Origin of the sequence: Paenibacillus sp. GCM10027626, from assembly GCF_042676285.1 — a bacterium.
Classification (GTDB): domain Bacteria; phylum Bacillota; class Bacilli; order Paenibacillales; family Paenibacillaceae; genus Paenibacillus_Z.
Genome location: NZ_JBHTHC010000003.1, coordinates 586,777 through 610,528, shown reverse-complemented (window position 1 = coordinate 610,528; position 23,752 = coordinate 586,777). Strand labels below are relative to the sequence as shown.

Below are 23,752 nucleotides of genomic sequence, written 5' to 3'. Positions count from 1 at the left end.
GTCTAACGATGAACAAAAAAATGACATGGAGTTCTCTAGCGCTCATATTCTGCATAGTCCTGTTTGCTGCCGGATGCTCGAATGCCGCCGATACGAAGGAAACGCAGAGCGCTAGCAACCCGGCTTCCGGGTCCACGGCGCCCGCGGCGAGCGAACAGTCATCCGAAGAAGCGGCCAACTATGAAAACGGACTGCCTAAAAACGAGGAAGTGACGTTAAAGGTCGGGTTGCTCGAATCGGGCTATGGAAGGGAATGGTTCGATTATGCCGTCAAGCTCTTCACGGAAAAATATCCGAACGTAAAATTTGATATTAAGGCTTCTCCGAAGATCGCCGACCTCATCTCGACCAAGGCATCGGCCGGCAACGACGACGATATGTTCGATTTGTTCTATGGCGTCCCCTGGGCGGAGTACGTAAATGCCAACAAGTTGGAGCCGGTAACCGATATTTTCGATATGTCGCCGGACGATGTGCCGGGCCGGAAGCTGAATGATTTGATCGTTCCAGGCTTCAACGATCCTGAGAAATATTATAAAAACAATGCCTGGGTATTCCCGATTGCGAACTACATTGGCGGTATGTTCTTCGATCAGAAGCTGTTCGATGAGAACGGCTGGAACAAGAATCCTAAGACGTATGACGAATTTATTCAGCTTTGCGAAGCGATCAAGAGCAAAGGCATCGATCCGATTGTGTATGCCGGCTTGTATAATTACGCTCAGTTCGCTTTCGATACGAAAGTTTTCGAGATTGCCGACGACAGCGGGAATAAGGATTTCCGCAACAATTTCGAGTATTACAATGGTCCGCAGAATACAACCCCAGAAAATATCGAGGTATACAAGCGACTTTACGACATGGGCAAGAAGGGGTATATCAGCAAGAAGAGCGTAGGCATGGATCATACGCAGTCGCAAATGCTCGCTCTCCAACATAAAGCGGCAATGGTTCCTTCAGGAGATTGGATCGAGAACGAGATGAAGGAAGCTGCCCCGGATGACTTCCAATGGGGATACATGGCGGTTCCATTCACGAACAATTCGAACGTTCCGATCTATATTACGAACGGATTAAGCTATTCCTTCGAGCTTTGGGCGGCCAAGCCGGAATTGAACAAGAAATGGGCGAAGCAATTCCTCCGCTCGCTCATGTCGAACGAGGTTCAGCAAATACTAGTTGAGAAGGGCGGTGCGCTTCCGCTACGCATAGACTACTTGGATGACCCGGCACGCGCGGACAATATGAAGCCGCTACAGAAGTCGATCGCAACGTATCTGAAGGACAACAATGTCGTATTGGAACTGAAAAATCGCAAGATTGAGCTTACGCACCCTGATTTTGCAGCGTCGCTCAAGGTTATTGTAGACAACATGGCCCTCGTGCTAACGGGGCAGGAAGAACCGGAACCGATCTTGCAAGACGCGGAGAAGCTGCTGCAGAACGCCATCGCGAACGACAAGAAAGCTCAAAACAAAGAGTAGACGGATTACGAAGCGGTCGAAAGGCAATCATTCGGACTGCCTTTCGACCGTGCTATGCGAGGAGAGAAGACCACTATGCAACTCTTGAAACGCGCACGGTTTCAAAAAGCGATATTTCTTTTCATTGTCGTGGCACCGGCGTTTGCAGCCTATGTGTTATTCACGCTCTATCCGAATGCCCTCTCCATCTACTATTCCTTCTTGGATTGGGACGGCATAGGCGCCAAAACGTTTATTGGATGGGACAATTATATCCGGCTGTTCCAAGATCCATTCATCTCTCGGGCTTTGCAGCACAATCTGATATTACTCGTTACGGTCATTCCCATTACTCTTACGATCTCGTTGGTACTAGCCGATCTTCTCGTCAACCGTTCATTCGCGGAAAATTCGTTTTATAAAGTCCTTTATTTTTTCCCGAACGTGTTGTCTCTAGTCGTCATCGCGCTCGTATGGTCGTTCATCTATGACGGTACCTTTGGTTTGCTGAACGGACTGCTTCGCGTGTTCGGTCTAGGAGGGGAGCATAACTGGCTTGGGAGCAAAAGCACGGCGCTGCTCTCCATGATTCCGTTATACGTATGGTGTTACGTCGGGTTTTACGTGGTCATATTCATGAATGCCATGCAAGGCATCCCTAAATCTTTGTACGAGTCCGCCACCTTGGACGGAATCACACATATGCAACGGTTTACGAAGATTACGCTTCCTTTGTTGTCCGGCGTCATTCGAGTCGGGACGATCTTCCTGATGCTCTCCGTGATCAAAGGCTTCGAATATATGTTTATCATGACCAAGGGGGGGCCCGGCGGTTCGACGGATGTCATCTCCCTGTACATGTTCAACCTTGCTTTCGGCGGTCTGAACCTCGGTCAGCATCTTTATGGCTACGCATCCACGATCGGCATGATGATCTTCGTCCTGCTCGTCGGTCTGAAGCTGATCGTAGACAAATTCTTCGCCAAAGACAGCATCGAGTACTGAAAGGAGGGGTTCTATGAGAACCGGGGTCACTTCATGGCTATGGCGAGTGGTGCTGTTCGTCTGGGCGCTTACCGTCCTGCTTCCACTATTCTGGATTTTCTACCAATCTCTCAAAACGAATCAAGAGTTTTTTGCCGATATATGGGCCTTCCCCGAGCACCTGAAATGGGGCAACTACGAGAAAGCTTGGACGCGGCTCGGTATCGGCCAATCGGTGATCAACACCCTTTATTATGTAGGGCTGAGTCTGCTCATTAGTCTTTTTGTCTCCACGGTGAACGCCTACGCCTTCACGCGAATCCAATGGAAGCTGAGGTCCTTGCTGTGGAGCGTCATCATGATTTCTTTGTTCCTGCCGGGCATCAACATTCTCGTATCCCAGTATACGTTGATGCGTGCCTTGAATCTGACCGACAGCCTGAACGGATTGGTGCTCCTGGCCGGTCTGCCTGTCGGGGCCTTCGAACTGCTCCTGCTCGGTAGCTTCATGCGATCCTTGCCAAAGGAGCTGGACGAAAGCGCGTTTATCGACGGGGCCACGTTATTTCAGGTTTTCCGCAAAATCATCTTGCCTCTGTCGATGCCGGGCATCGTCACGATCGGCATTTTCAAGTTCGTTGGCTTATACAATGATTTCCTGGGTCCCTTTATTCTCATCAGCGATCCAGACAAGTATCCGATTAGCGTGAACATGTATAATGCCAACGCTATGATGGAATTCAAGGCGGATTGGGTGACGCTGCTTGCGGGTCTTGTCATCACGATCATACCTACCGTTATCGTGTACGTGTTGTTTCAGAGAAGAATCATAGAAGGCGCCACAATGGGCGGAGTCAAGGGCTAAATGGGGATCAGGAGGGAAATGCATGAGTAAAGTAGGGGTAATCGGGTACGGTCATCAAGTCAAAAGGCTTCTGGGTATGATGCAGGAGATGGATAGCGGTTGCAGAATTTCAGCGATAGCCGACATTCGCCATCATGAAATCCGCGAGCGAATGAAAGCCGACGGGGTCGACCCGTCGGGGATTTCATTTTACGAGAACGCGGATGAGATGCTGAACGGCGGGGAATTCGACGGCGTATTCGTCGGAACGCGCTGCTCCCTTCATACCCCCATGGCCTTAAAAGTGTTGCCTAGAAGAATTCCGCTTTACCTGGAGAAACCGATCGCGACAACGATGGAGGATCTGGTGAAGCTAAGGGATGCGGACGCCTTATACGGCGGCAAGACGGTCGTGTCGTTCCCGCTGCGGGTTACGCATCACGTGCAGCTTGTAAAGGAAATCATCGATTCCGGAAAAATCGGAACGGTGGAGCATGTACAGGCCGTAAATAACGTGAACTACGGCAATATTTATTATCACGGGTGGTTCCGCGACGAGACGGAGACACAAGGCTTGTTCGTACAAAAAGCGACGCATGATTTCGATTATATCAATCATATTCTGGGGCTGAAGCCCGTAACCGTATGTGCGATGACGTCGAAGCAAATTTTCAAGGGGAACAAGCGAGCGGGGTTGCAATGCAAGGACTGCGAAGAGACGAGCACATGTCCGGAAAGTCCGGACAATCTTCGAAAACATGCTTTCGAGGAACCGCTGGGCCCTTACTGTTGCTTCGCGGAAGATACCGGCAACGAGGATTCGGGCAGTGCATTAATCGCTTATGAATCGGGCATGCACGTATCCTATTCGCAAAATTTTTTCGTCAGAAAAAAAGCGGCTGCAAGAGGCGCCCGGTTTCTCGGTTACAAAGGGACGGTCGAATTCGATTGGGCCACGAACCGAATTCAGGTATATATGCATCATACGCCTAGAGTCGAATCATACGAGATCGATAACGCGGCCACGGCAGTCGGCCATGCAGGGGGCGACTCTACGTTGCTCGAGAATTTCATCTCGATCATGCAGGGGAAGGCGCAAACGTCCGTATCCACGCTGGAGGATGGCTTGAACAGCACGTTATTGTGTCTGAAGGCCAAGGAGTCTGCGGAGACCGGCACCTTCTGCGAAGTCAGGTGGCCGGATTGAAGTTCGGCTGATCGGGGAGGGCCTTAGTCCGAGTCCGAAGTCGTCTTCTTGTGCTCGCTCCTCCAATGGGCGGGGCTTTTGCCGTATTTCTGCTTGAACAAGCGGCTGAAATAGTGAATGGTCTGAAAACCCGTGGCGTGCGCGATATCCTGAACGCTCATATTGCTTTCCAGCAAGTACTTCTCGGCGGCGCTCATTCGAAGGTTATTGAGAAATTGCAACGGGGAAACCCCTTTGCAGGCTTTGAACGTGCGGATCAAGTAGGAGGAATTCAAATGGGCATACTCGCACAGCTTCTGTAAGGTGAAGTTCTCCCAGTAGCTGGATTCCATCCAACGGACGAGGATCTCGATGGTTTCCACCGTTGAAGCAATTCGATTGTCCGGCGGGTGAATCGTCTTTTCGTAGAGCTTCGCATCCGGATTGGCCACATGACGGATAAGAGCAAGGATGGCTTGGATGTCGGAATAACTGATTTGCCGGGCCAGATCGGGTTGCTTGCGCATCCACTCCGCCATCAGGATCTCGTGAAGCGCGTGAATACGCTCATAGACCAATCGAACGGCAGGCAAGCTTCCGTCCGGATCAGCTTGAAGACTGTTCCAGGCCTCGCAGTCCGACGGGATAGGGAAGGTTTCGTTCGCGTCATCCTGCAGCTCCCAGTAGGTATAACGGTAAAATCGGGATAGGAATTGCAAATGGTGGGTGGTATTCAGAGGGATAAGTAGGACGGCGGGACCCGTCATACGATAGGTTACGTTGTTGATCGTAATTCTAAGGGTTCCTTCGATAATATAGAGCAATTCGTGATGCTGAGGGTGAAGACCGCCGATTCTCGGCTCAAAGGGGAAGAGAGAAAGGTTATCCAGTACAGGCTGAGACGTGTCAAGAGAATTATCATAACCGAAAGCGCGAACCTGCATGCGATCCTCTCCCGTATGTCAAGATGACTGGCCGATCTTACAGGCTCATTCTAGCATGAGACAGGGATTTAGACAAGGAGGGAATGACGTGAACTGTAACAAATTCGAGCGCTTGCGGAACCGGTTGAAGGAGAAAGCGGACCATCCGAGGGCGCGTGCCGTAACTTTCGTTGCTTTGGGTGACAGTGTCACCCAAGGGTGTATGGGCTACGGGGTCGTCGAATACGAATCCGTCTACCATCATGCGCTGAAAAAAGAATGGAGCGAAGATTTCCCCGCACGGTGTGAATGTGATCAATTCCGGGGTAGAGGGAGACAGCGCCGACGAATCGCGTCAAAGGTGGGATAGAGACGTGTTCCTGTATCAACCCGATCTGGTCACGATCGGTTTCGGTCTAAATGACGCGCACGCCGGACCCGCCGTCTTGGACCGGTTCATCTGCGCGATTCGCGATCTGGTTGTGCGCTTGCAAACTCAGACGGATGCGGATATCGTGCTGTTCATCCCCGGCATGATGATGAAGCGGGATAACGAACGCATTCATCGGGAGCATCGGGCTGCCGTTCCGGGATTCATCCAAGTAGCGGAAGCGGGTTATCTCACATTGTACATTGAAGCACTAAGAAAACTTGTTCTGGAAAGGGATCTGCCTTGCGTGGACTCCTATCACATCTGGGAGAAGATGGAGAAGGACGGAATCGATATCCACACGCGCCTGGCTAATGGCATCAATCACCCGGATTCGGCATTCCACGAGGAGCTGGCCGTCCATTTGTTCAGAAAGGGCTTTTAGAATTTGATACATTATTAAGTGATTTAGAAATCAATCTAGATCAACTTGATCCAAGAATTACAGTGCATCATTTACTAACTCATACTTCCGGTATTCCTGATTATTACGATGAAGAATTCATGACAGACTATGAAAGTCTTTGGAAAACAGTGCCGATGTACAATATTACTTCACCAAAGTGTTTTCTGCCATTGTTTCAGAATAGTCCCATGAAGTTTGAACCCGGAACCTAGTTTGCATACAGCAATGCTGGATTCATTGTGCTCGGATTAATTGTTGAAAAATTAACTGGATTAAGTTTTAACGATTATATCGAAGAAAACATTTTTCGAGCTTGTGGAATGAATGAATCAGGATATTTTCGCATGGATCAGTTACCTGATCGTACTGCTATAGGTTACGTGGGTAACGATGATAATTGGAAAACCAACATATACTCGATACCAATTGTAGGCGGGCCTGATGGAGGGGCATATCCTACGGTATATGATTTAGTTAAATTTTGGAATTCGCTAATGAGAAATCGATTATTATCGAAAAGCTTAACTGAACAAATGCTTTACCCGCACGCTCAAGACAGCGAATATATCCATTATGGCTATGGAGTATGGATTACAATTATAAACAATGAAATATTCAAGTATTTTGTCATGGGAGGAGATCCCGGTGTTGTCATCCAATCTTCGTATTACCCTGCGTTGAAGGCGGAAGCTCATTTTTTTGGCAAATGTCGTAAGAGGAGCGGGCTTAATCGCCTCCCGAATCGATGAAATACTTTTCTGTAAATAATATAATTGATATCATATTGGTGATCGCAGAAGAGGATATTCGCTTTCGATATGGTCAATCTTTGCAAAATCTAAAACCTGTTTGAGCCATCGCAGACTAGATTATCATCATTGATAATACATACGAGCCTTCGATTGTTGCAGAAATCATGCATGATAAACTAGTTTATTGTTTAGAATCAATACCTGTTTGGTCTAAGACAGTTCTTATTGGTTATATATGATCAGGTGACATCAAAACTGTGACTACACCCGTAGAAGCATGTGCTAAAGTTATTTTCGGACAGGGGTTCAAATCCCTTCGCCTCTCACCATCATGAACACCATCCGCATGAGGATGGTGTTTTTGCTTTTACATCTGGAACAACGGCATGAGTATGGTGTGTATGTGAAGATTTCTACGAATTTGATTTTTGCAGCAGCTCTTTTATTTCATGAAGTTGTTTTTCAGTCATTTGTTGAGATTGATGAATTGCATTTAGCTTATCCTCTACTTTTTCTAATCGAAGTTGAGTTTCTTTTTGAATTCTTTCGGTATCCTTTTGCGTTTTGGAGTTATCCATTACGACTAAAATGGTAAGGCCCGCACTAAAGACCGTTAACCCTCTAGCAATTTGATTTAAATCTAATTGATTAACGGCGAATAGGCAATCGGCGACTCCTGCCCCTATTAATATGCCGCCGATAGTTACAATCCCATTCCATTTCCATTTATCCGGGATGATTTTTAATGTGTGTTTCATCAAGAGATCTCCTTCAGCTAGGTAATATAGTAGCACTCCTTCAGCAGGAGAAAAGTGCCAGAGACGTTGCCAAGGAGCTTGGCAGACACTCCTGCAACCAACAGTCGCGAGCTACAGCGAAATGCTAGCCATGCCTCAGAAGCGTTCCGCTAGTCATATTGTGAGTACAGCGCAAGCATATCATCAGCACAGCCAGCTATGATGCTATTTGCTTGTTCAGCATGTTGTACTGCCTCAGCGTAAAGTTGTAGATTAAAACTAACAGAAGCCATTATTAAATGCCATTCAGCGTCCGTAAATCCCTTATCAGAAACAGTTTGCAGCAGCTCGTATGCTTGCTCAAATGGATTGGTCTGGTCAGAATAATCTTGCAGATAATTCAGTGCCCTTGCATATGCTAAAATCATTTCATATGACCACTGTTCCTGAGGGTACTGCTGCAGGATTGATTTTATTTCATTATAATTACCTACAAGCTTCATTATATCCATCTCTGCCTCAAGATCGTATATATACCGCATGTCAATCATTCAGCTTCACCCCTGGCTACAGTCATACTAACATACTAAACTGCATTCCGTTCTTTTTACAACATAAAAAAATTCGTTGCGTCCAGGTTTCATTTTTGCAGATGTTTGCAATACCCTTGAGTTTGGAATGTGATGTATGGATGCTCGATCATCGCGAGGTAAAGCTGGCGCTCCATCAACACTGTACTCGACTTCCACTTTACCAATATAGCCACTGGAAAGCGATTCTCGATTTGTATCTAGGGACTTCAACCGCGCGCAGGAAATCAATGACCTGCTTCATTGAATAGTAACATGAACGAACATGGCATTGAAATTTACCTTAGTTGGTGAGCTATTATCAGCGTAAGTTAGATCAGGATTTCAATAATCCCCTCACTCCACCGTGAAAACCCAGTCCGCATGAGGGCTGGGTTTTGATGATATTTTATGGCATAAATAAATGAAGGCAAACTGTTGAGGCTAGTTTTTCTGATGAGCACATCCTTCAAATAAAGCAGCGTTTCCTTGCGGACACGGCAGTAAGTCGCCCGGCATCGCCAATGGTCGTGAAAGTAATAAGTTCGTGTCAAGTGTTGATCAAGTCCTTGACGAAATCGGGGGAAATGATAATATAATACTCTATAGTAATATATTTTGATTGATTGAGGGAGATCGATAGATATGGGGCAGAGAGGAAGGAAGAAAGGAGCCAGCGGCGAACAAAGTCGAGGATTGTTGTTAAGCATCGCCACAGAGGAATTTGCTTTGCGAGGATATCATGAGACGAAGATCAGCAGCATCGTCGAGAAGGCCGGGGTTACCCAACCAACCTTCTATCTTTACTTCGAGAATAAAGATGCGTTGTTTCAAGAGTTGGTCCATTTATTTCGTTCCCGGTTGAGTGATTATACCCAGAAAAGTCGCCTCGAGCCAGGTATTGCAAAAACCCTCATCCGCCAAAGGATTGTGGAGGGGCTTACGCCGTTCTTCCGGTTTTTCATCGAAGAACCCTATCTGGCCAGTATCGGTTTTTTGGTTGCCCCCCAGGCGGCTGAGATTAAAGACCAATTGGCCGATCAGATCCTTGCGAACCTGATTGCGGAGCAGCAGGAAGGCTATTTCCGTAAAGACATGGATATGCGGATCGTTGCGGATAGTCTCGTCGGCATGATGGAGCGCTTTATCGCGACACAAAAAGCCCGCGCGTCTAAAAAGCCGGAGATGTTGGCGGATGAGGTTGTACGTCTATTTTTATATGGAATTGCAGTACCATAGAAATTTGCCTTGGGAGGGGAAAAAAATTCGTAAGCGGATAAAAAAGTTAATGGCCAGCGTACTGGCTTTTTTATTGATCACATCAGTGGTGCCGGAACTAAGCGGTGGAAAAGTCCACGCTGCAAGCGGCTATACCATCAACACGGCAGCAGGCATAGGTACCAACGGCTATTCGGGAGACGGTGGACCGGCAACCTTGGCCGAATTGTATAACCCTAGTGGAGTGGCGATAGACAGCAGCGGAAATCTGTATATCGCAGATTCCTCCAACCACCGGGTCCGGAAGGTCGATGCGTCGGGAAAGATTAGCACGATAGCGGGTACAGGTACTGGCGGCTATTCGGGGGATGGAGGACCTGCGACATCGGCGTCATTGAATAACCCTTATGGGTTGACGATAGACAGTATTGGAAATCTGTATATATCGGACTACTCTAACCACTCTATACGGAAAGTTGATGTATCGGGGAAAATCAGCACGGTAGCGGGTATGGGGAGAGACGGTTATTCGGGAGACGGAGGACCGGCGACGTCGGCTCAATTGAGTTATCCGGATGGAGTGGCGGTAGACCGTAGCGGAAATCTGTATATCGCGGATAAAGGCAACCACCGGATTCGGAAAGTCGATACATTGGGGACGATTAGCACGGTAGCGGGCACGGGAGGTCGCGGCTATTCGGGGGACGAAGGAAATGCCGTGTTGGCCCAATTAAACTTTCCGACTGGAGTAGCTGTAGACAGTATTGGAAATCTGTATATATCGGACTACTTTAACTACTGTATAAGAAAAGTTGATGTATCGGGGAAAATCAGCACGGTAGCGGGTATTGGGGGGAGCTATGGCTTTTCGGGAGACGGAGGACCTGCGACGTCGGCTCGATTGAGTCTTCCGGATGGAGTGGCGGTAGACAGTATTGGTAATTTGTATCTATCGGATAGATCCAATTCCCGAGTTCGGAAAGTCGATACATCGGGGAAGATCAGCACGATAGCGGGCACGGGGAGATACGGCTATTCGGGAGACGGAGGACCAGCGACCTCGGCCGACCTGAGTGACGCCTATGGAATGGCGATAGATAGAAGTGGAAACCTGTACATAGCGGATGTTTTAAATAATCGGATTCGAAAATTAAGCTTACAAACCGTCGTCGCATTCGCCGCCTCGTCCATCCCTGGAGTCGGTGTGGATGATCCGATCACGCTGACCGTGAAGAATGCGTATGGGAACACGGATACGTCGTTTAGCGGGGAGCATGAGGTCACGATATCCGGATACTTGCAAGCGCCGGATAACTCCTATGGAAGCTTGAACGGGACGGCCTTAAGCGCATCTCCGAACACGATCAGCGTCATGTTTAACAACGGCACTGCCACGGTAAAACTCAAGCTAAACAAAGCGGGAGCGCAAACGATCAACATAAGTGTAGCGGACGTAGCATCGCCAGCAAATCCATTGATCATCACGCCCGTAGCAGGAAGCGCAGCTTCGATGGAGCTAACCACGGATATTACGGCTCCGGCCAGCAATGGAGGCGCGTTCGCGCAGCAGCCTGTCATCACGCTTTTCGATGCTTACGGCAATAAGAGCGTGGGCGATAACACCACCATTGTAACAGCATCGAAAAAGGACACAGGGGCGTGGACGCTAACAGGCGCAGCGACGGCGAGAGCCAGTGCAGGTGTTGTCACCTTTAGCGGTCTTGGTGCAACCCATGCAGCCATGGTGACAGGAGCCAAGCTTTCATTCGAGGCGGCGGGCTTATCACCGATCGAGAGCGCAGCCGTGACGCTGCCGGCACCAATTTACTCCGGCAAATTAATCACGCAGTTGTGGCCTGTTCCCTATGACCCTGATCAACCGCATTTAGATGATGATTCGGAAAAGTTTAAAAAAATAGTTGGCAATGTTTATCTCACGAATGAACCTTATGCGGATGTATTGTTCACGACCAAAGGCGTTGATCAGCTCGAAGTTTTCGTTGATGAGAGTAGCAAAGGGGTTGCATTGAAGGATACGTCTGGAAACTTAGTGGTTACAGAAGGTACAAGTTCGCTTAAGATTGACGCTTCAGACCCTATCATGGACACTCATTTACTGCGTTTCGTGGCACGGCCTGTTACCAGGACAGGCAACCTGATCAATATCCGGGCCACATCAGATGCCAGAGACGATTCGGAATCTATTGTTTTGCTGCAAGCACCAACGGTTATTTCCCTTGATGTTCCGGATCAACTGGAAGTAGGTAAATCGATCACGATCAAAGGAACTATCGATACTAAGGCTAGTTTACCGATCAGGATCACCACTTCCCTAGAATTGTTTGATACCTACACAGACGACCAAGGGAATTTCTCTTACGCATTTACTGCGCCTTCGTCAGCTGGAAACGTAACCATTCAAGTTGAGGCGCCTGGGGTAGAGCAGCAACTGGTAAAAAGCTGGGGCGTTACGGTCTATGAGCCTTTAAATATATCTGTCCCCGGCACATGCAACGGAACGACGGGAGAATTGTTTTCTTGTAAGTTTGAAGCGACAGGGGGCATCGGCAATCGAACTTGGTCGATCGAATCGGGCAGCTTGCCTGCTGGCATAGACCTGGATCGTCAAACCGGCCTGATTTCCGGTACTCCTGTCAGTGAAGGTACTTACCCGATTACGGTAGCGGTTATGGATTCGACAGGTGTGAAGCGAACGGAGACGATTACGATCCATATCGAGTCAATCGTAATACTCCCTGCGCCGAGTGGTTTGAAAGCGACAGCCGGGGATGGAGAAGTTATTTTGTCATGGGAGCCCGTGACAGGAGCCACTTATTATGATATTTATGAGGCTTTGGCTCCGGGCAGTTATCAAAAAATAGAGAGAATCACAAATTTCACGGGCAGTTATTCTATTAAAGGACTGGCTAATAACATCACCCGTTACTATGCAGTAAAAGCAGGTAATGAGGATACCGAAAGCGACTATTCGGCGGAAGTTAGCGCTACGCCGCAAACACCACCGGATAACGAAGTGCCGCAATGGCCGGTTGGCAGCGAATTGATGGCGTCGGACATTACCCAGACGAGTGTGAAGCTTTCGTGGCCAAGCGCGGCAGATAATGTCAAGGTGACCTCGTATCGGATTTACGTGAATGATACGGAGCGCGAGACGGTAAGTAGCAGTGTCTATGCAACGATTGTTGATGGCTTGAAGGCTGATACATCCTATCTGTTCAAAGTTACAGCATTCGATGCGGCGGGTAACGAAAGCGCGGCACTGACAGCTACGGCCAAAACATTGCAGCAGCCAGTGGAGCCGGACACCGAAGCGCCGGAATGGCCGGAAGGCAGTGAACTGGCTGTCTCGGATATTACGCAAACGAATGTGAAGTTGTCCTGGCCGAGCGCGATGGACAATGTCGGGGTGACCGGCTACCGGATCTACGTGGATGGTACGGAGCGCGAGACGGTAGGCGGGAACGTATACGCAATCACGGTTGACGGCCTGACGTCAGATACGAAGTACACGTTCAAAGTCACGGCTTATGATGCAGCGGGTAACGAAAGCAAAGCCGGATTAAGCAAAACGGCCACAACGAGCCGTTCCTCCTCAGGTGGTAACGATTCAGGTGGAAACTGGGGGGGCGGCTGGTATTTGTCCAACAATGCGAGTCTGAAAGCGCTGGAAATTTGGACGGCGGGCAAACGTGTTTCCCTCACGCCGTCGTTTTCGGCAAATTCCTACTCGTATAAGGCTGAAACGGAAGCGGAACGAATTGAAGTGAAAGTAACTGCGGATCATGCGGCATCCAAAGTCACATGGCAAGGGAAGGCGTTGGGTGATGTCATCCAGGTTGACTTGCAGGAAGGAGAGAACGTCATTTCGCTGATCGTTCAGGCGGAAGACGGTTCTCGAAAAACGTATACGCTCACCGTTAACCGGGTAATGCCTAAACCGGAAGAACCCGAATCTCCGGTACTCTCGTTTACCGACATCGCCGGACACTGGGCGGAGAGCGGCATCAAAAGCGCCGCGGCGAAAGGCATCGTCAGCGGTTACCCGGATGGAGCATTCAAACCGAATGATCCCGTCACCCGCGCCGAGTTTACGGTGATGCTGGCAGGTGCTTTGAAACTGGAGGGGCAAGGTGCCTCGTTGACATTCTCTGATCAAAATCAAATCGGCGCATGGGCAAAGCAGGCCATTGCACAGGCGGTACAATCGGGCATTGTAAATGGATATGCAGACGGCAGTTTCCGTTCGAATGACCACATTACCCGTTCAGAGATGGCAGTCATGATCGCCCGGGCGCTCCAGCTACAACGCAACGCCCATGCATCGACCGGCTTTGCCGACGACGAAGCAATTCCGCAATGGGCAAAAGGGGCGATAGAAGCGATTCACGCGCTTGGTATTGTGGATGGCCGCGGGCAGAACCGTTTTGTACCGAATGAAACGGCGATGCGAGCGGAAGCGACGGTCATGCTGCTGCGAATGCTCGATCACAAGGAAGGTTAGCAGTGAGATGAATGCGGGGAGTTTACTCTTTAACAAACCAGCTTCGTTGTCGTGGGAAGCTGGTTTGTTACGTGGATGAGCTGGACGGGCTGGAGCGCGCGCGTTACGTTGATTCCATCGTTTTTCTGATAAGTACATCCTTCAAATTAAGCAGTGTTTCCTTGCGGACACGGTAGTAAGTCGCCCGGCTCATGTTTAATTGCGCAGCAGCCGCGTCCACGGTAACCTGCGGTGCTTCCGCATATAGCTTCAGCAAGTCAAGGTTGTTATCGTTAAGCGGAAAGGGAGGGGGATTTAAGAAAATCCTGTGCAATTTTTGCTGTAATTTAAGACCATCGCATGCAAGTTTTCCTGCAAGCTCGGTCCCTGCCAACGCTTCAGGATCGTTAATCAAAGAGATTGCTGCTTTGACCTCTTTTTCCGTAAGTTCGAAATTATTGGCTCTGTTTTCTTTGTAATCCGGAGCAAAATGAATCAGATCAAGGATTTGATCCACAAAGCTTGTGCCGCGCCAATCCTGTTCATGAATAGCTGCCTTCGCTCCCTGAAAAAGGTGCTCCCTGATATGATCCGGCAATGTACGCATTCGAAAACCGGCATTTTGCAGAGACTCGTTTGTCTCCTCGTAAGCCGTTACAATGATATAGCGCATTCCAACGGATTTGTGAGTAATCAGTTCTTTCATGATGATACCGACCAATTGGTGATAGGTATAGATTGGATCGCACGGCGATGCGCTTGCTCGCAAATGATAGTAGGTGTCAGCTTCCTCAATTGACGATTGCCGCAGTCTTTTGATCTCCTTTGGAAAAACAGTATCAAGCAAACCGGGAAAAAGGCGTTCTAATAACGATACGGTCTCCTTATATAACAGCAGCCCCGCCGTAAAAGCTATCGGTTTCCCTTTCGAATTGCGGTACACGCGAATATCTTCTGGAAAATGTACGGATAAGACGTCGATAACGGCATGATCGATTTCGACCGAAAAGGAGTATTGCGCCTCATCTTTCATCATTTGATGCAAGTGGGGCAGATCAAAGGGCTGAAAAGATTCCATATGCAGGGAATCCAGATTACTGGTAGACAATACGGAAACGGAATTTATATGATAAATATCTTGACAGGTCGATAGCATAACGGAAGCAATGCGTCTCTTCTCATGACTGGTCGCATGCTTTAGTTCTATCGCTAGTTCTTCTATAATTCGGTGCCACAGCGACTGATAACGCTCGGGCTCGCGAAGCCGGAAGTCCTGGGTCAGAAAGGTGCGCGCTACATCATGCAGAGCAATTCCCCCGGCCGTAGGCCGAATAAAGGAAAGTTGGCAGATTCGCTGAAGCTCCACCGAAGTCAACGGAGCGCCAAGAAATCTTCCCAACCACTTTGGTGTCGCATGTGGGATGATGCATAATATATCGATCAGGTCTTTGAATTCGTCTGAGGCGGCTTCGCGCAGCATGCCTGCGCTGATCTGCATCGAGACTGGCCAGGCGAATGAACCCGGTTGTGCTTCCGGATATCGCAGGCGGTCAACAAAAAGGGCCATCGCCAAAGGCAGTCCGCGAGACTGGCTGATAAGCTGATTCATTTCATTCGTATCGTACCAGCCTCTTTGTCGCAAGTAGTCCAGCGCTTCTTCCCGCGACAAAGAACCGAGATGAATGCTCCTGCTGCGACTGTGCCACGCCAAATCGCTTGCCCAGGCAGCAGATACATCCTGTCTGGTCGCAAGCACAACGAGCAGGCCTGTTGCAGGAAGGCTGGAAAGAAATGCTTCACGAAGCCAACCTTCGATTCGCTGTAAGGATTCGTAATTATCGATGCACAGCACCATCTTTTTTGTTGCAATTGCAGACGCAAGCTGTTGAAAGGAACTGTCGGCTGCATGAGGGGCTTGCGGATTAGACAAAAAAAAGTGATGCAACGCCTCCATGAAGCCAGCAGGAGAATCTGTACAGGCGCGACCATCAAGCCAGACTGTGGTCGCTCCTTCCTGTCGCGCTATCCGCGTAAATTGCAGCATAAGCGCAGATTTTCCTACTCCCCCCATACCGGAGAGGAACAGCACTTCAGTGGGCGCTTGAGCACGCTTCAGCCAATCTTGTACAAGGCAAAGCTCCGATTTTCTGCCTACAAACAAGCGGCTTCGCTCTATATCAAGTATTTCGGCGAGTTTCTGCATAACAGATATGCTCCTCCTTTCGATAAATTAGGATCATGGACCTGCGTCGGAACGTCCATATGCAGTACCAATTCGACAATAAAGACGGCGATCCTTTTCTAACCTGAGACGAAATTGCGATAAAAATGAGATACCATTGCGATCATAGTCCTATACAATAAACTGGGAGGGTGAAGCTTGGAAAGGAAACGCTTAAGCAAAGTAACGGTCGTTTCTTGAGGAGAAATGAATCTGTGGCAAAGATCAAAGATCTAAAGCCGAAAGCAATAAAAGGAGAGGGACAAAATTCGTAAGCAGCTAAAAAAAATAACGGCCAGTGTGCTGGCTTTTCTGTTGATCACGTCACTGCTGCCGGAACTGTCTGGGGGAAAAACCTCCGCTGCAGGCACTTACATGATAAATACGGTAGCTGGCATGGGTACTGGCGGCTTTTCGGGGGACGGGGGAACTGCGACATCTGCTCAGTTGAACAATCCACATGGAGTGGCGGTAGACAGCAGTGGCAATCTGTACATTGCCGATTACGAAAACAGTCGGATTCGGAAAGTAGATGCGTCGGGGACAATCAGTACGGTGGCCGGTACGGGGAGTGCCGGATATTCGGGAGATGGGGGGAATGCGCTATCTGCCAAGTTGAACCACCCAATGGGAGTAGCGGTAGACAACAGCGGCAATCTGTATATTTCGGATATGGTAAACTGTCGAATCCGAAAAGTGGATGCATCCGGGACGATCAGTACGGTCGCCGGTACGGGGGTTCTTGGCTATTCGGGAGACGGAGGACCTGCAATATCAGCTCGGTTGAGCTATCCTAGCGGAGTGGCGACGGACAACGATGGCAATGTTTACATTGTGGACCAGTCTAATCATCGGATTCGGAAAGTAGATGTGTCGGGGACGATCAGTACGGTCGCCGGTACGGGGAGTGCTGGAGATTCGGGTGATGGAGGATCCGCGACATCAGCCGAGTTGAGGAGTCCGAGTGGCATCGCGGTAGACGACAGCGGCAATCTGTATATAGCAGAATTTGCTGGCAATCGAATCCGAAAAGTAGACACAGCTGGAATAATCAGTACGGTCGCCGGTACGGGGGCTTATGGCTATTCGGGAGATGGAGGACCAGCAACTTCAGCCCAATTGAACTATCCTTCGGGAGTAGCGGTAGATCGCTTCGGACAGTTGTATATAGCAGACGCAGGAAATCACAGCATCAGAAAAGTGGACGCATCTGGGACGATCAGTACAGTAGCCGGTACGGGGAGTCATGGCTATGCGGGAGATGGAGGGGCGGCAACGTCAGCTCAATTTTACAATCCTTACGCTTTAGCGGCAGCAAGCGATGGAGAACTGTATATTGCGGATGTGTTCAACCAACGGATTCGGAAATTAAGCCTGGGTGCACAAACCGTCGACGCATTCGCCAACTCGCACAGCCCTGAAGTCGGAGCGGATGTGGATAATACAATTACGATCTTTGTGAAGAATGCGAATGGGGTCACAGATATGTCGTTTAGCGGGGAGCATGAGGTGACGATCTCCGGATACTTGCAAGCGCCGGATAACTCCTATGGCAGCTTGAACGGGACGGCCTTAAGCGCATCTCCGAACACGATCAGCGTCATGTTTAACAATGGCGTTGCCACGGTAAAACTCAAGCTGAACAAAGCGGGAGCGCAAACGATCAACCTAAGTGTAGCGGACGTAGCATCGCCAGCGGCAAATCCATTGATCATCACGCCAGTAGCAGGAAGCGCAGCTTCGATGGAGCTAACCACGGATATTACGGCTCCGGCCAGCAATGGAGGTGCGTTCGCGCAGCAGCCGGTCATCACGCTTCTCGATGCTTACGGCAATAAGAGCGTGGGCGATAACACCACCATTGTAACAGCATCGAAAAAGGACACAGGAGCGTGGACGCTAACAGGTGCAGCGACGGCGAGGGCCAGTGCAGGTGTTGTCACCTTTGGCGATCTTGGTGCAACCCATGCAGCTATGGTGACAGGAGCCAAGCTTTCATTCGAGGCGGCGGGCTTATCACCGATCGAGAGCGCAGCCGTGACGCTGCCGGCGCCAATTTACTCCGGCAAATTAATCACGCAGTTGTGGCCTGTTCCCTATGACCCCGAACAGCCGCATTTAGATGATGATTCGGAAAAGTTTAAAAAAATAGTTGGCAACGTTTATCTCACGAATGAACCTTATGCGGATGTATTGTTCACGACCAAAGGCGTTGATCAGCTCGAAGTTTTCGTTGATGACAGTAGCAAAGGGGTTGCATTGAAGGATACGTCTGGAAACTTAGTCGTTACAGAAGGTACAAGTTCGCTTAAGATTGACGCTTCAGACCCTATCATGGACACTCATTTACTGCGTTTCGTGGCACAGCCTGTTACCAGGACAGGCAACCTGATCAATATCCGGGCCACATCAGATGCCAGAGACGATTCGGAATCTATTGTTTTGCTGCAAGCACCAACGGTTATTACCCTTGATGTTCCGGATCAACTGGAAGTAGGTAAATCGATCACGATCAAAGGAACTATCGATACCATGGCCAGTTTGCCGATTACGATCATAACTAGCAAAGGATTAATCAACGCTTATACAGATAATCAGGGACATTTCTCTTTCGTATACGAAGCGCCTCTTTCTGCCGGAAACGAAATCATAAAAGTAGAGGCGCCGGGGGTCAAGCAGCAACTGGTAAACAGCTGGGGGCTTGCGATCTATGAGCCTTTAAATGTATCTGTCCCCGGCACATGTAACGGAACGACGGGAGAATTCTTTTCTTGTAAGTTTGAAGCGACAGGGGGCATCGGGAATCGAACTTGGTCGATCGAATCGGGCAGCTTGCCTGCTGGCATAGACCTGGATCGTCAAACCGGCCTGATTTCCGGTACTCCTGTTAGTGAAGGTACTTATCCGATTACGGTAGCGGTTATGGATTCGACAGATGTGAAGCGAACGGAGACGATTACGATTCATATCGAGCCAATCGTAATACTCCCTGCGCCGAGTGGTTTGAAAGCGACAGCCGGGGATGGCGAAGTTATTTTGTCATGGGAGCCCGTGACAGGAGCCACTCATTATGATATTTATGAGGGTTTGGCTCCGGGCAGTTATCTAAAAATAGAGAGAATCACAAATTTCACGGGCAGTTATTCTATTAAAGGACTGGCTAATAACATCACCCGTTACTATGCAGTAAAAGCAGGTAATGAGGATACCGAAAGTGACTATTCGGCGGAAGTTAGCGCTACGCCGCAAACACCACCGGATAACGAAGTGCCGCAATGGCCGGAAGGCAGTGAGCTGACCGTCTCAGACATTACTCAGACTGGTGTGAAGCTGTCGTGGCCAAGTGCGATGGATAATGTAAGGGTGATGGGTTACAGGATTTACGTGAACGATACGGAGCGCAAGACGGTAAGTAGCAGTGTCTATGCAACGACTGTTGATGGCTTGAACGCAGACAGCACTTATACGTTCAAAGTCACGGCTTATGATGCGACGGGGAACGAAAGCAAAGCCGGATTAAGCAAAACGGCCACAACGAGCCGTTCCTCCTCAGGTGGTAACGATTCAGGTGGAAACTGGGGGGGCGGCTGGTATTTGTCCAACAATGCGAGTCTGAAAGCGCTGGAAATTTGGACGGCGGGCAAACGTGTTTCCCTCACGCCGTCGTTTTCGGCAAATTCCTACTCGTATAAGGCTGAAACGGAAGCGGAACGAATTGAAGTGAAAGTAACTGCGGATCATGCGGCATCCAAAGTCACATGGCAAGGGAAGGCGTTGGGTGACGGCATCCAGGTTGACTTGCAGGAAGGAGAGAACGTCATTTCGCTGATCGTTCAGGCGGAAGACGGTTCTCGAAAAACGTATACGCTCACCGTTAACCGGGTAATGCCTAAACCGGAAGAACCCGAATCTCCGGTACTCTCGTTTACCGACATCGCCGGACACTGGGCGGAGAGCGGCATCAAAAGCGCCGCGGCGAAAGGCATCGTCAGCGGTTACCCGGATGGAGCATTCAAACCGAATGATCCCGTCACCCGCGCCGAGTTTACGGTGATGCTGGCAGGTGCTTTGAAACTGGAGGGGCAAGGTGCCTCGTTGACATTCTCTGATCAAAATCAAATCGGCGCATGGGCAAAGCAGGCCATTGCACAGGCGGTACAATCGGGCATTGTAAATGGATATGCAGACGGCAGTTTCCGTTCGAATGACCACATTACCCGTTCAGAGATGGCAGTCATGATCGCCCGGGCGCTCCAGCTACAACGCAACGCCCATGCATCGACCGGCTTTGCCGACGACGAAGCAATTCCGCAATGGGCAAAAGGGGCGATAGAAGCGATTCACGCGCTTGGTATTGTGGATGGCCGCGGGCAGAACCGTTTTGTACCGAATGAAACGGCGATGCGAGCGGAAGCGACGGTCATGCTGCTGCGAATGCTCGAATACAAGGAAGATTAACAGTAGGATGAATGCAAAAGCCGCCAGTATCTTTACTGGTGGCTTTTGATCGTTTATGATTAGTCGGGGGTATCCAATTTTTTCAAGTCACAGATCCCTTACTCCAAGGCGAGCTAATTTACGAAGATCCGAATGTCATGACGGGTTTAGGGGTATTGCTGGGAAGACCTCGCGAAAAGTGATAAATTATGTAGATTCCCCCGGACTTCTTCCGAGAAGATCCATTACGCAAGCTTTGGGTTTTAGTTCGATCAATCATCGTTCAAGTGAGGTGGAGTTGAAAACCATGAATGCAAATCAAAATCAGCGAATTCTCTATGCGGTTTTCGAGAATGAACTTCAATTACCGATCCTTGATATTACTCATCCCCTTTTCAACGCAAGTATTGATGAACAGGCTTATCATTTGAACTGTCTCAAGTCAGCCCGGAGCATTGAATCATTAAAGAAGATGCCTGGCTTTATCAGGAACATCTTTATAAAAATGTCAAATGTCGACAATTCCTATCTTAGCGGCATGCGTACGTTGCTGTACAAACTTGGCCCCGGCTTAAGCCGGGGGCTAAAATTAGGTTTCCGGGACAAGTGGGCGGTGAAGCAAACCTCTTTCATGGGACTTCGGATCAGGCTGAGGGATCTTTGCCGGCGCCAGTCGAAAATTTTGCTGCCCCAGCTCAAGCAATTCCCTGAACGGAACCTTTGCTTCTTCAATATTGCTGGGGGGGCCGCTACCGACAGTATCAACACCCTGATTTTGATTCAGGAATCGGACCCGGAATTACTCGAGGGACGGAAGATTGAGATCAACATTTTAGATATCGATAACTACGGCCCCAATTTCGCAAAACGGTGCATCGATGTTTTGAAGCAGCCGGGGGAACGCTTCCATGGCCTGGACATTACCCTCAATACTATTCATTATGACTGGAGCCAACCGGAGGCATTACTAAAGATGAGTTTGGAACGTTCCGGCTGGATTCAGCTCTGTTCATCGGAGGGCGGTCTTTTTGAGTACGGTTCGGATTCAGATATTATTGAAAATTTAAACCATTTCTTTACCAACTCCCCGGCGGACGCCCGGGTCACGGGCTCATTAATTTTCGACCGGACGCATGTAAATCCGGGATACCTGGGATTTACCGAGTTTATTGGCGTGCAAATCCGATATCTTGGGCTGGAGGGGTTGCAGCGAATATTAACCCAAACCTCGTGGATTTTGGAAGAATCCCATGAAATTGATACGATCTATATTCTGTTTTCATTGAAGAAAGCGTGACTTAAGATGAAGGGAAGAGGCGGTGAGCAAAGCATGTAAAAAACACCTTTCCGCCGCGATGATTTAGTAGAACGTGGCATATACAGCGGAAAGGTGTTTGTAATAGAAAGTTTCTTATCTCGCGTTAAAAGCGCTCAGCATCCATACATGCTTTTCAAGTGAGGTATGGATGGCAAGCAGTATATCGGCAGTTGTTTCGTCGCCTGCTTGATCGGCGATAGCCATCGCCTCTTTCAGCTCTTGAATGACCGTGGAGAAATCGGCGATAAGCTGGTCAACCATCTGCTCGGCCGTTTCATTATTGTTTGCCTCTTGAATGCTGGAAACTTTCAGGTAATCGCTCATGCGCGCAAGCGGCTGTCCTTTAATGGCAAGCAGCCTTTCGGCAATTTCATCGACGTGCAGAGCCGCTTCTTCATAAAGCTCTTGAAATTTGGCGTGCAAGGTGAAAAATTGGGGTCCTTTTACATACCAATGAAAGTTATGAAGCTTGATGTACAAAATACTCCAGTTGGCGATTTGTTTGTTCAGTTCATTATGCAAGGTCATGTTCATCGTCAGTCCTTTCCAGTTTTATATAGGGTCAATCAATGGTACTTTTTTTATGCTAGGAAATTCATATTATAATAATTTCTTTTTTATAATTATTAAAAATTGAAAGTGGGATGTCAAGTGCAGGTCAGTGATAAATCCGAAGGATCCCCTACTTTTTTGTTACCTGGGAAACTTCAAGGATAGTGTGCTAGCCTATGAGTATCTTATCGTTATGGACGCTTGCTGCCTCCAATTGACCCTGCGTATGAGTTATAATAGAGAGGTTAGGGGATCATATAGCGATTGAGAAAAATGACTTTGGATGTGAGGCGGTCACGGACGGAACTCGATGTTTAAGGAGATGCTTGCAATGATTCGAACCTTTGAACCTAACAATGCCTTGCATAAGCTTGTGGACTACATCTGGATCGTAGACTTTGACTTTCTCGCTGATGACAGCAGGGAAGACATAATTATGCCGACGGGGCAAATTCATATTGTTTTTAATTATAGGTCTGCTTATAAGCTGGCGGAAGAGAAGCAGGAAACGATGATTCCCGATGCGGCTGTAATTGGCCAAATGAAAAGGGCCAAACATGTCCGGTATGGCGAACAGCTATATCAAATCGGAATTTTATTAACTCCACTAGGGTTTATTCAATTATTTCATTTGCCCGGTCTCGAATTGACAGAGCGAATCGTACAGGCCGCTGATGTGGATCCTGGATTGGAGGAACTGTACCGGTCGATGCTGCGATCTGAAAATGTGGAGCAACAAGTCACATTAATTAATCATTATTTGCTGCATAGAATGGCGTTGAATCGCAAGGACACTGGCCGTATCGAGGCAATGCTGACATATGTTGAGCGAGAGTATGAAAGCCTGAACATTGTGAGTATGGCCCAATTTTTTGGTATTTCGGTAAGTTCGTTGGAACGATTTTTCAAAAAATATATCGGACTCACGCCAAAGGCTTATGGAGATATTGTAAAATTCAAAAAGCATGTTGAGGATGAAAGGCTGAGGAAGGATATACAGTATCGTTACTATGATCAGTCTCATCTGATTAAAACATCCAAAAAATTGGCAGGCAAAACGGTCAAAGAATTGGAACAGCAGCAGCAAGAGCTGACCCTTGAGTATGTTTGGCACGGTCAGAAGTAATGAACGGCTGAACATGGGTGCTGATTTTTTACAATACAACATCTATCCCTCCTGCTATGCTTGAGACACACTAATAGATGAGAGG

General features: G+C 48.7%; 18 protein-coding genes. 12 read left to right on the top strand and 6 right to left on the bottom strand.

Going from position 1 to position 23,752, the window contains the following annotated elements:
• Nucleotides 1–8 precede the first annotated feature (8 nt).
• The 4 genes from ACFQ0N_RS09635 to ACFQ0N_RS09620 all read left to right on the top strand — a co-directional run bounded on the left by ACFQ0N_RS09635 (nucleotide 9) and on the right by ACFQ0N_RS09620 (nucleotide 4,498).
• On the top strand, nucleotides 9–1,484 hold the full coding sequence (locus ACFQ0N_RS09635; protein ID WP_379325277.1) for an extracellular solute-binding protein: 1,476 nt from the start codon (nucleotides 9–11) through the stop codon (nucleotides 1,482–1,484).
• 75 nt (nucleotides 1,485–1,559) lie between these two features.
• Nucleotides 1,560–2,468, top strand: coding sequence for a carbohydrate ABC transporter permease (locus ACFQ0N_RS09630; protein WP_379325275.1), 909 nt, complete (start codon nucleotides 1,560–1,562; stop codon nucleotides 2,466–2,468).
• Between the two features lie 13 nt (nucleotides 2,469–2,481).
• Nucleotides 2,482–3,312: a carbohydrate ABC transporter permease gene (locus tag ACFQ0N_RS09625; protein WP_379325273.1), complete on the top strand. Its 831-nt coding sequence runs from the start codon at nucleotides 2,482–2,484 to the stop codon at nucleotides 3,310–3,312.
• Between the two features lie 22 nt (nucleotides 3,313–3,334).
• A complete protein-coding gene (locus tag ACFQ0N_RS09620; RefSeq protein ID WP_379325271.1) occupies nucleotides 3,335–4,498 on the top strand; it encodes a Gfo/Idh/MocA family protein in 1,164 nt (387 codons plus the stop codon).
• Nucleotides 4,499–4,521: 23 nt separating this feature from the next.
• On the opposite strand, the gene ACFQ0N_RS09615 is transcribed toward ACFQ0N_RS09620, so the two are convergent.
• On the bottom strand, nucleotides 4,522–5,421 hold the full coding sequence (locus tag ACFQ0N_RS09615; protein WP_379325269.1) for a helix-turn-helix transcriptional regulator: 900 nt from the start codon (nucleotides 5,419–5,421) through the stop codon (nucleotides 4,522–4,524).
• An 88-nt stretch (nucleotides 5,422–5,509) separates the two neighbouring features.
• Between ACFQ0N_RS09615 and ACFQ0N_RS09610 the strand changes: the two genes are divergently transcribed.
• The 3 genes from ACFQ0N_RS09610 (at nucleotide 5,510) to ACFQ0N_RS09600 (ending at nucleotide 6,985) form a co-directional block, all read left to right on the top strand.
• Nucleotides 5,510–5,770 (top strand): hypothetical protein, encoded by a 261-nt coding sequence (locus ACFQ0N_RS09610; protein ID WP_379325399.1) that lies wholly within the window; start codon nucleotides 5,510–5,512, stop codon nucleotides 5,768–5,770.
• The gene (locus ACFQ0N_RS09605) at nucleotides 5,706–6,215 is read left to right on the top strand and encodes a GDSL-type esterase/lipase family protein (protein WP_379325267.1); all 510 of its coding nucleotides are present in this window, start codon (nucleotides 5,706–5,708) and stop codon (nucleotides 6,213–6,215) included. Before ACFQ0N_RS09610 ends, ACFQ0N_RS09605 begins: the two co-directional genes overlap by 65 nt.
• A 260-nt stretch (nucleotides 6,216–6,475) precedes the next feature.
• Entirely contained in the window at nucleotides 6,476–6,985 is a 510-nt protein-coding gene (locus tag ACFQ0N_RS09600) for a serine hydrolase domain-containing protein (RefSeq protein ID WP_379325265.1), read from the top strand.
• Nucleotides 6,986–7,401: 416 nt separating this feature from the next.
• On the opposite strand, the gene ACFQ0N_RS09595 is transcribed toward ACFQ0N_RS09600, so the two are convergent.
• From ACFQ0N_RS09595 to ACFQ0N_RS09585, 3 genes are all read right to left on the bottom strand, one after another.
• Nucleotides 7,402–7,746 (bottom strand): hypothetical protein, encoded by a 345-nt coding sequence (locus ACFQ0N_RS09595; RefSeq protein ID WP_379325263.1) that lies wholly within the window; start codon nucleotides 7,744–7,746, stop codon nucleotides 7,402–7,404.
• 149 nt (nucleotides 7,747–7,895) lie between these two features.
• On the bottom strand, nucleotides 7,896–8,276 hold the full coding sequence (locus ACFQ0N_RS09590; RefSeq protein WP_379325261.1) for a hypothetical protein: 381 nt from the start codon (nucleotides 8,274–8,276) through the stop codon (nucleotides 7,896–7,898).
• Nucleotides 8,277–8,303: 27 nt separating this feature from the next.
• On the bottom strand, nucleotides 8,304–8,528 hold the full coding sequence (locus ACFQ0N_RS09585; RefSeq protein WP_379325395.1) for a DUF6843 domain-containing protein: 225 nt from the start codon (nucleotides 8,526–8,528) through the stop codon (nucleotides 8,304–8,306).
• A 411-nt stretch (nucleotides 8,529–8,939) separates the two neighbouring features.
• Here ACFQ0N_RS09585 and ACFQ0N_RS09580 point away from each other — a divergent pair, with 411 nt between their 5' ends.
• Both ACFQ0N_RS09580 and ACFQ0N_RS09575 read left to right on the top strand, forming a co-directional pair.
• Nucleotides 8,940–9,533, top strand: a complete 594-nt coding sequence (locus ACFQ0N_RS09580; protein ID WP_379325259.1) for a TetR/AcrR family transcriptional regulator — start codon at nucleotides 8,940–8,942, stop codon at nucleotides 9,531–9,533.
• Nucleotides 9,490–14,034, top strand: coding sequence for an NHL domain-containing protein (locus tag ACFQ0N_RS09575; protein ID WP_379325257.1), 4,545 nt, complete (start codon nucleotides 9,490–9,492; stop codon nucleotides 14,032–14,034). The genes ACFQ0N_RS09580 and ACFQ0N_RS09575 overlap by 44 nt, the downstream gene beginning before the upstream one ends.
• A gap of 103 nt (nucleotides 14,035–14,137) precedes the next feature.
• Here the strand turns inward: ACFQ0N_RS09575 and ACFQ0N_RS09570 are convergent, their stop codons facing one another.
• Nucleotides 14,138–16,216, bottom strand: a complete 2,079-nt coding sequence (locus ACFQ0N_RS09570; protein WP_379325255.1) for an AAA family ATPase — start codon at nucleotides 16,214–16,216, stop codon at nucleotides 14,138–14,140.
• 393 nt (nucleotides 16,217–16,609) lie between these two features.
• On the opposite strand from ACFQ0N_RS09570, the gene ACFQ0N_RS09565 reads away from it, so the two are divergent.
• Together ACFQ0N_RS09565 and ACFQ0N_RS09560 are read left to right on the top strand one after the other, a co-directional pair.
• A complete protein-coding gene (locus ACFQ0N_RS09565) occupies nucleotides 16,610–20,692 on the top strand; it encodes an NHL domain-containing protein (protein ID WP_379325253.1) in 4,083 nt (1,360 codons plus the stop codon).
• A gap of 286 nt (nucleotides 20,693–20,978) precedes the next feature.
• Nucleotides 20,979–21,968 (top strand): hypothetical protein, encoded by a 990-nt coding sequence (locus tag ACFQ0N_RS09560; protein WP_379325251.1) that lies wholly within the window; start codon nucleotides 20,979–20,981, stop codon nucleotides 21,966–21,968.
• Between the two features lie 114 nt (nucleotides 21,969–22,082).
• On the opposite strand, the gene ACFQ0N_RS09555 is transcribed toward ACFQ0N_RS09560, so the two are convergent.
• Nucleotides 22,083–22,523 carry a Dps family protein gene (locus ACFQ0N_RS09555; protein ID WP_379325249.1) on the bottom strand — a complete coding sequence of 147 codons (441 nt, stop codon included), beginning with the start codon at nucleotides 22,521–22,523 and terminating at the stop codon, nucleotides 22,083–22,085.
• Nucleotides 22,524–22,872: 349 nt separating this feature from the next.
• Between ACFQ0N_RS09555 and ACFQ0N_RS09550 the strand changes: the two genes are divergently transcribed.
• The gene (locus ACFQ0N_RS09550; protein WP_379325247.1) at nucleotides 22,873–23,667 is read left to right on the top strand and encodes a DUF6597 domain-containing transcriptional factor; all 795 of its coding nucleotides are present in this window, start codon (nucleotides 22,873–22,875) and stop codon (nucleotides 23,665–23,667) included.
• Nucleotides 23,668–23,752 lie beyond the last annotated feature (85 nt).

Bases quoted from the DNA above. Each gene is read 5' to 3' on its own strand.
- ACFQ0N_RS09615 (WP_379325269.1), bottom strand. From the start codon at position 5,421: ATGCAGGTTCGCGCTTTCGGTTATGATAATTCTCTTGACACGTCTCAG.
- ACFQ0N_RS09565 (WP_379325253.1), top strand. From the start codon at position 16,610: ATGATAAATACGGTAGCTGGCATGGGTACTGGCGGCTTTTCGGGGGAC.
- ACFQ0N_RS09570 (WP_379325255.1), bottom strand. From the start codon at position 16,216: ATGCAGAAACTCGCCGAAATACTTGATATAGAGCGAAGCCGCTTGTTT.
- ACFQ0N_RS09625 (WP_379325273.1), top strand. From the start codon at position 2,482: ATGAGAACCGGGGTCACTTCATGGCTATGGCGAGTGGTGCTGTTCGTC.
- ACFQ0N_RS09590 (WP_379325261.1), bottom strand. From the start codon at position 8,276: ATGATTGACATGCGGTATATATACGATCTTGAGGCAGAGATGGATATA.
- ACFQ0N_RS09595 (WP_379325263.1), bottom strand. From the start codon at position 7,746: ATGAAACACACATTAAAAATCATCCCGGATAAATGGAAATGGAATGGG.
- ACFQ0N_RS09580 (WP_379325259.1), top strand. From the start codon at position 8,940: ATGGGGCAGAGAGGAAGGAAGAAAGGAGCCAGCGGCGAACAAAGTCGA.
- ACFQ0N_RS09630 (WP_379325275.1), top strand. From the start codon at position 1,560: ATGCAACTCTTGAAACGCGCACGGTTTCAAAAAGCGATATTTCTTTTC.
- ACFQ0N_RS09635 (WP_379325277.1), top strand. From the start codon at position 9: ATGAACAAAAAAATGACATGGAGTTCTCTAGCGCTCATATTCTGCATA.
- ACFQ0N_RS09620 (WP_379325271.1), top strand. From the start codon at position 3,335: ATGAGTAAAGTAGGGGTAATCGGGTACGGTCATCAAGTCAAAAGGCTT.
- ACFQ0N_RS09555 (WP_379325249.1), bottom strand. From the start codon at position 22,523: ATGAACATGACCTTGCATAATGAACTGAACAAACAAATCGCCAACTGG.
- ACFQ0N_RS09560 (WP_379325251.1), top strand. From the start codon at position 20,979: ATGAATGCAAATCAAAATCAGCGAATTCTCTATGCGGTTTTCGAGAAT.
- ACFQ0N_RS09575 (WP_379325257.1), top strand. From the start codon at position 9,490: ATGAGGTTGTACGTCTATTTTTATATGGAATTGCAGTACCATAGAAAT.
- ACFQ0N_RS09550 (WP_379325247.1), top strand. From the start codon at position 22,873: ATGATTCGAACCTTTGAACCTAACAATGCCTTGCATAAGCTTGTGGAC.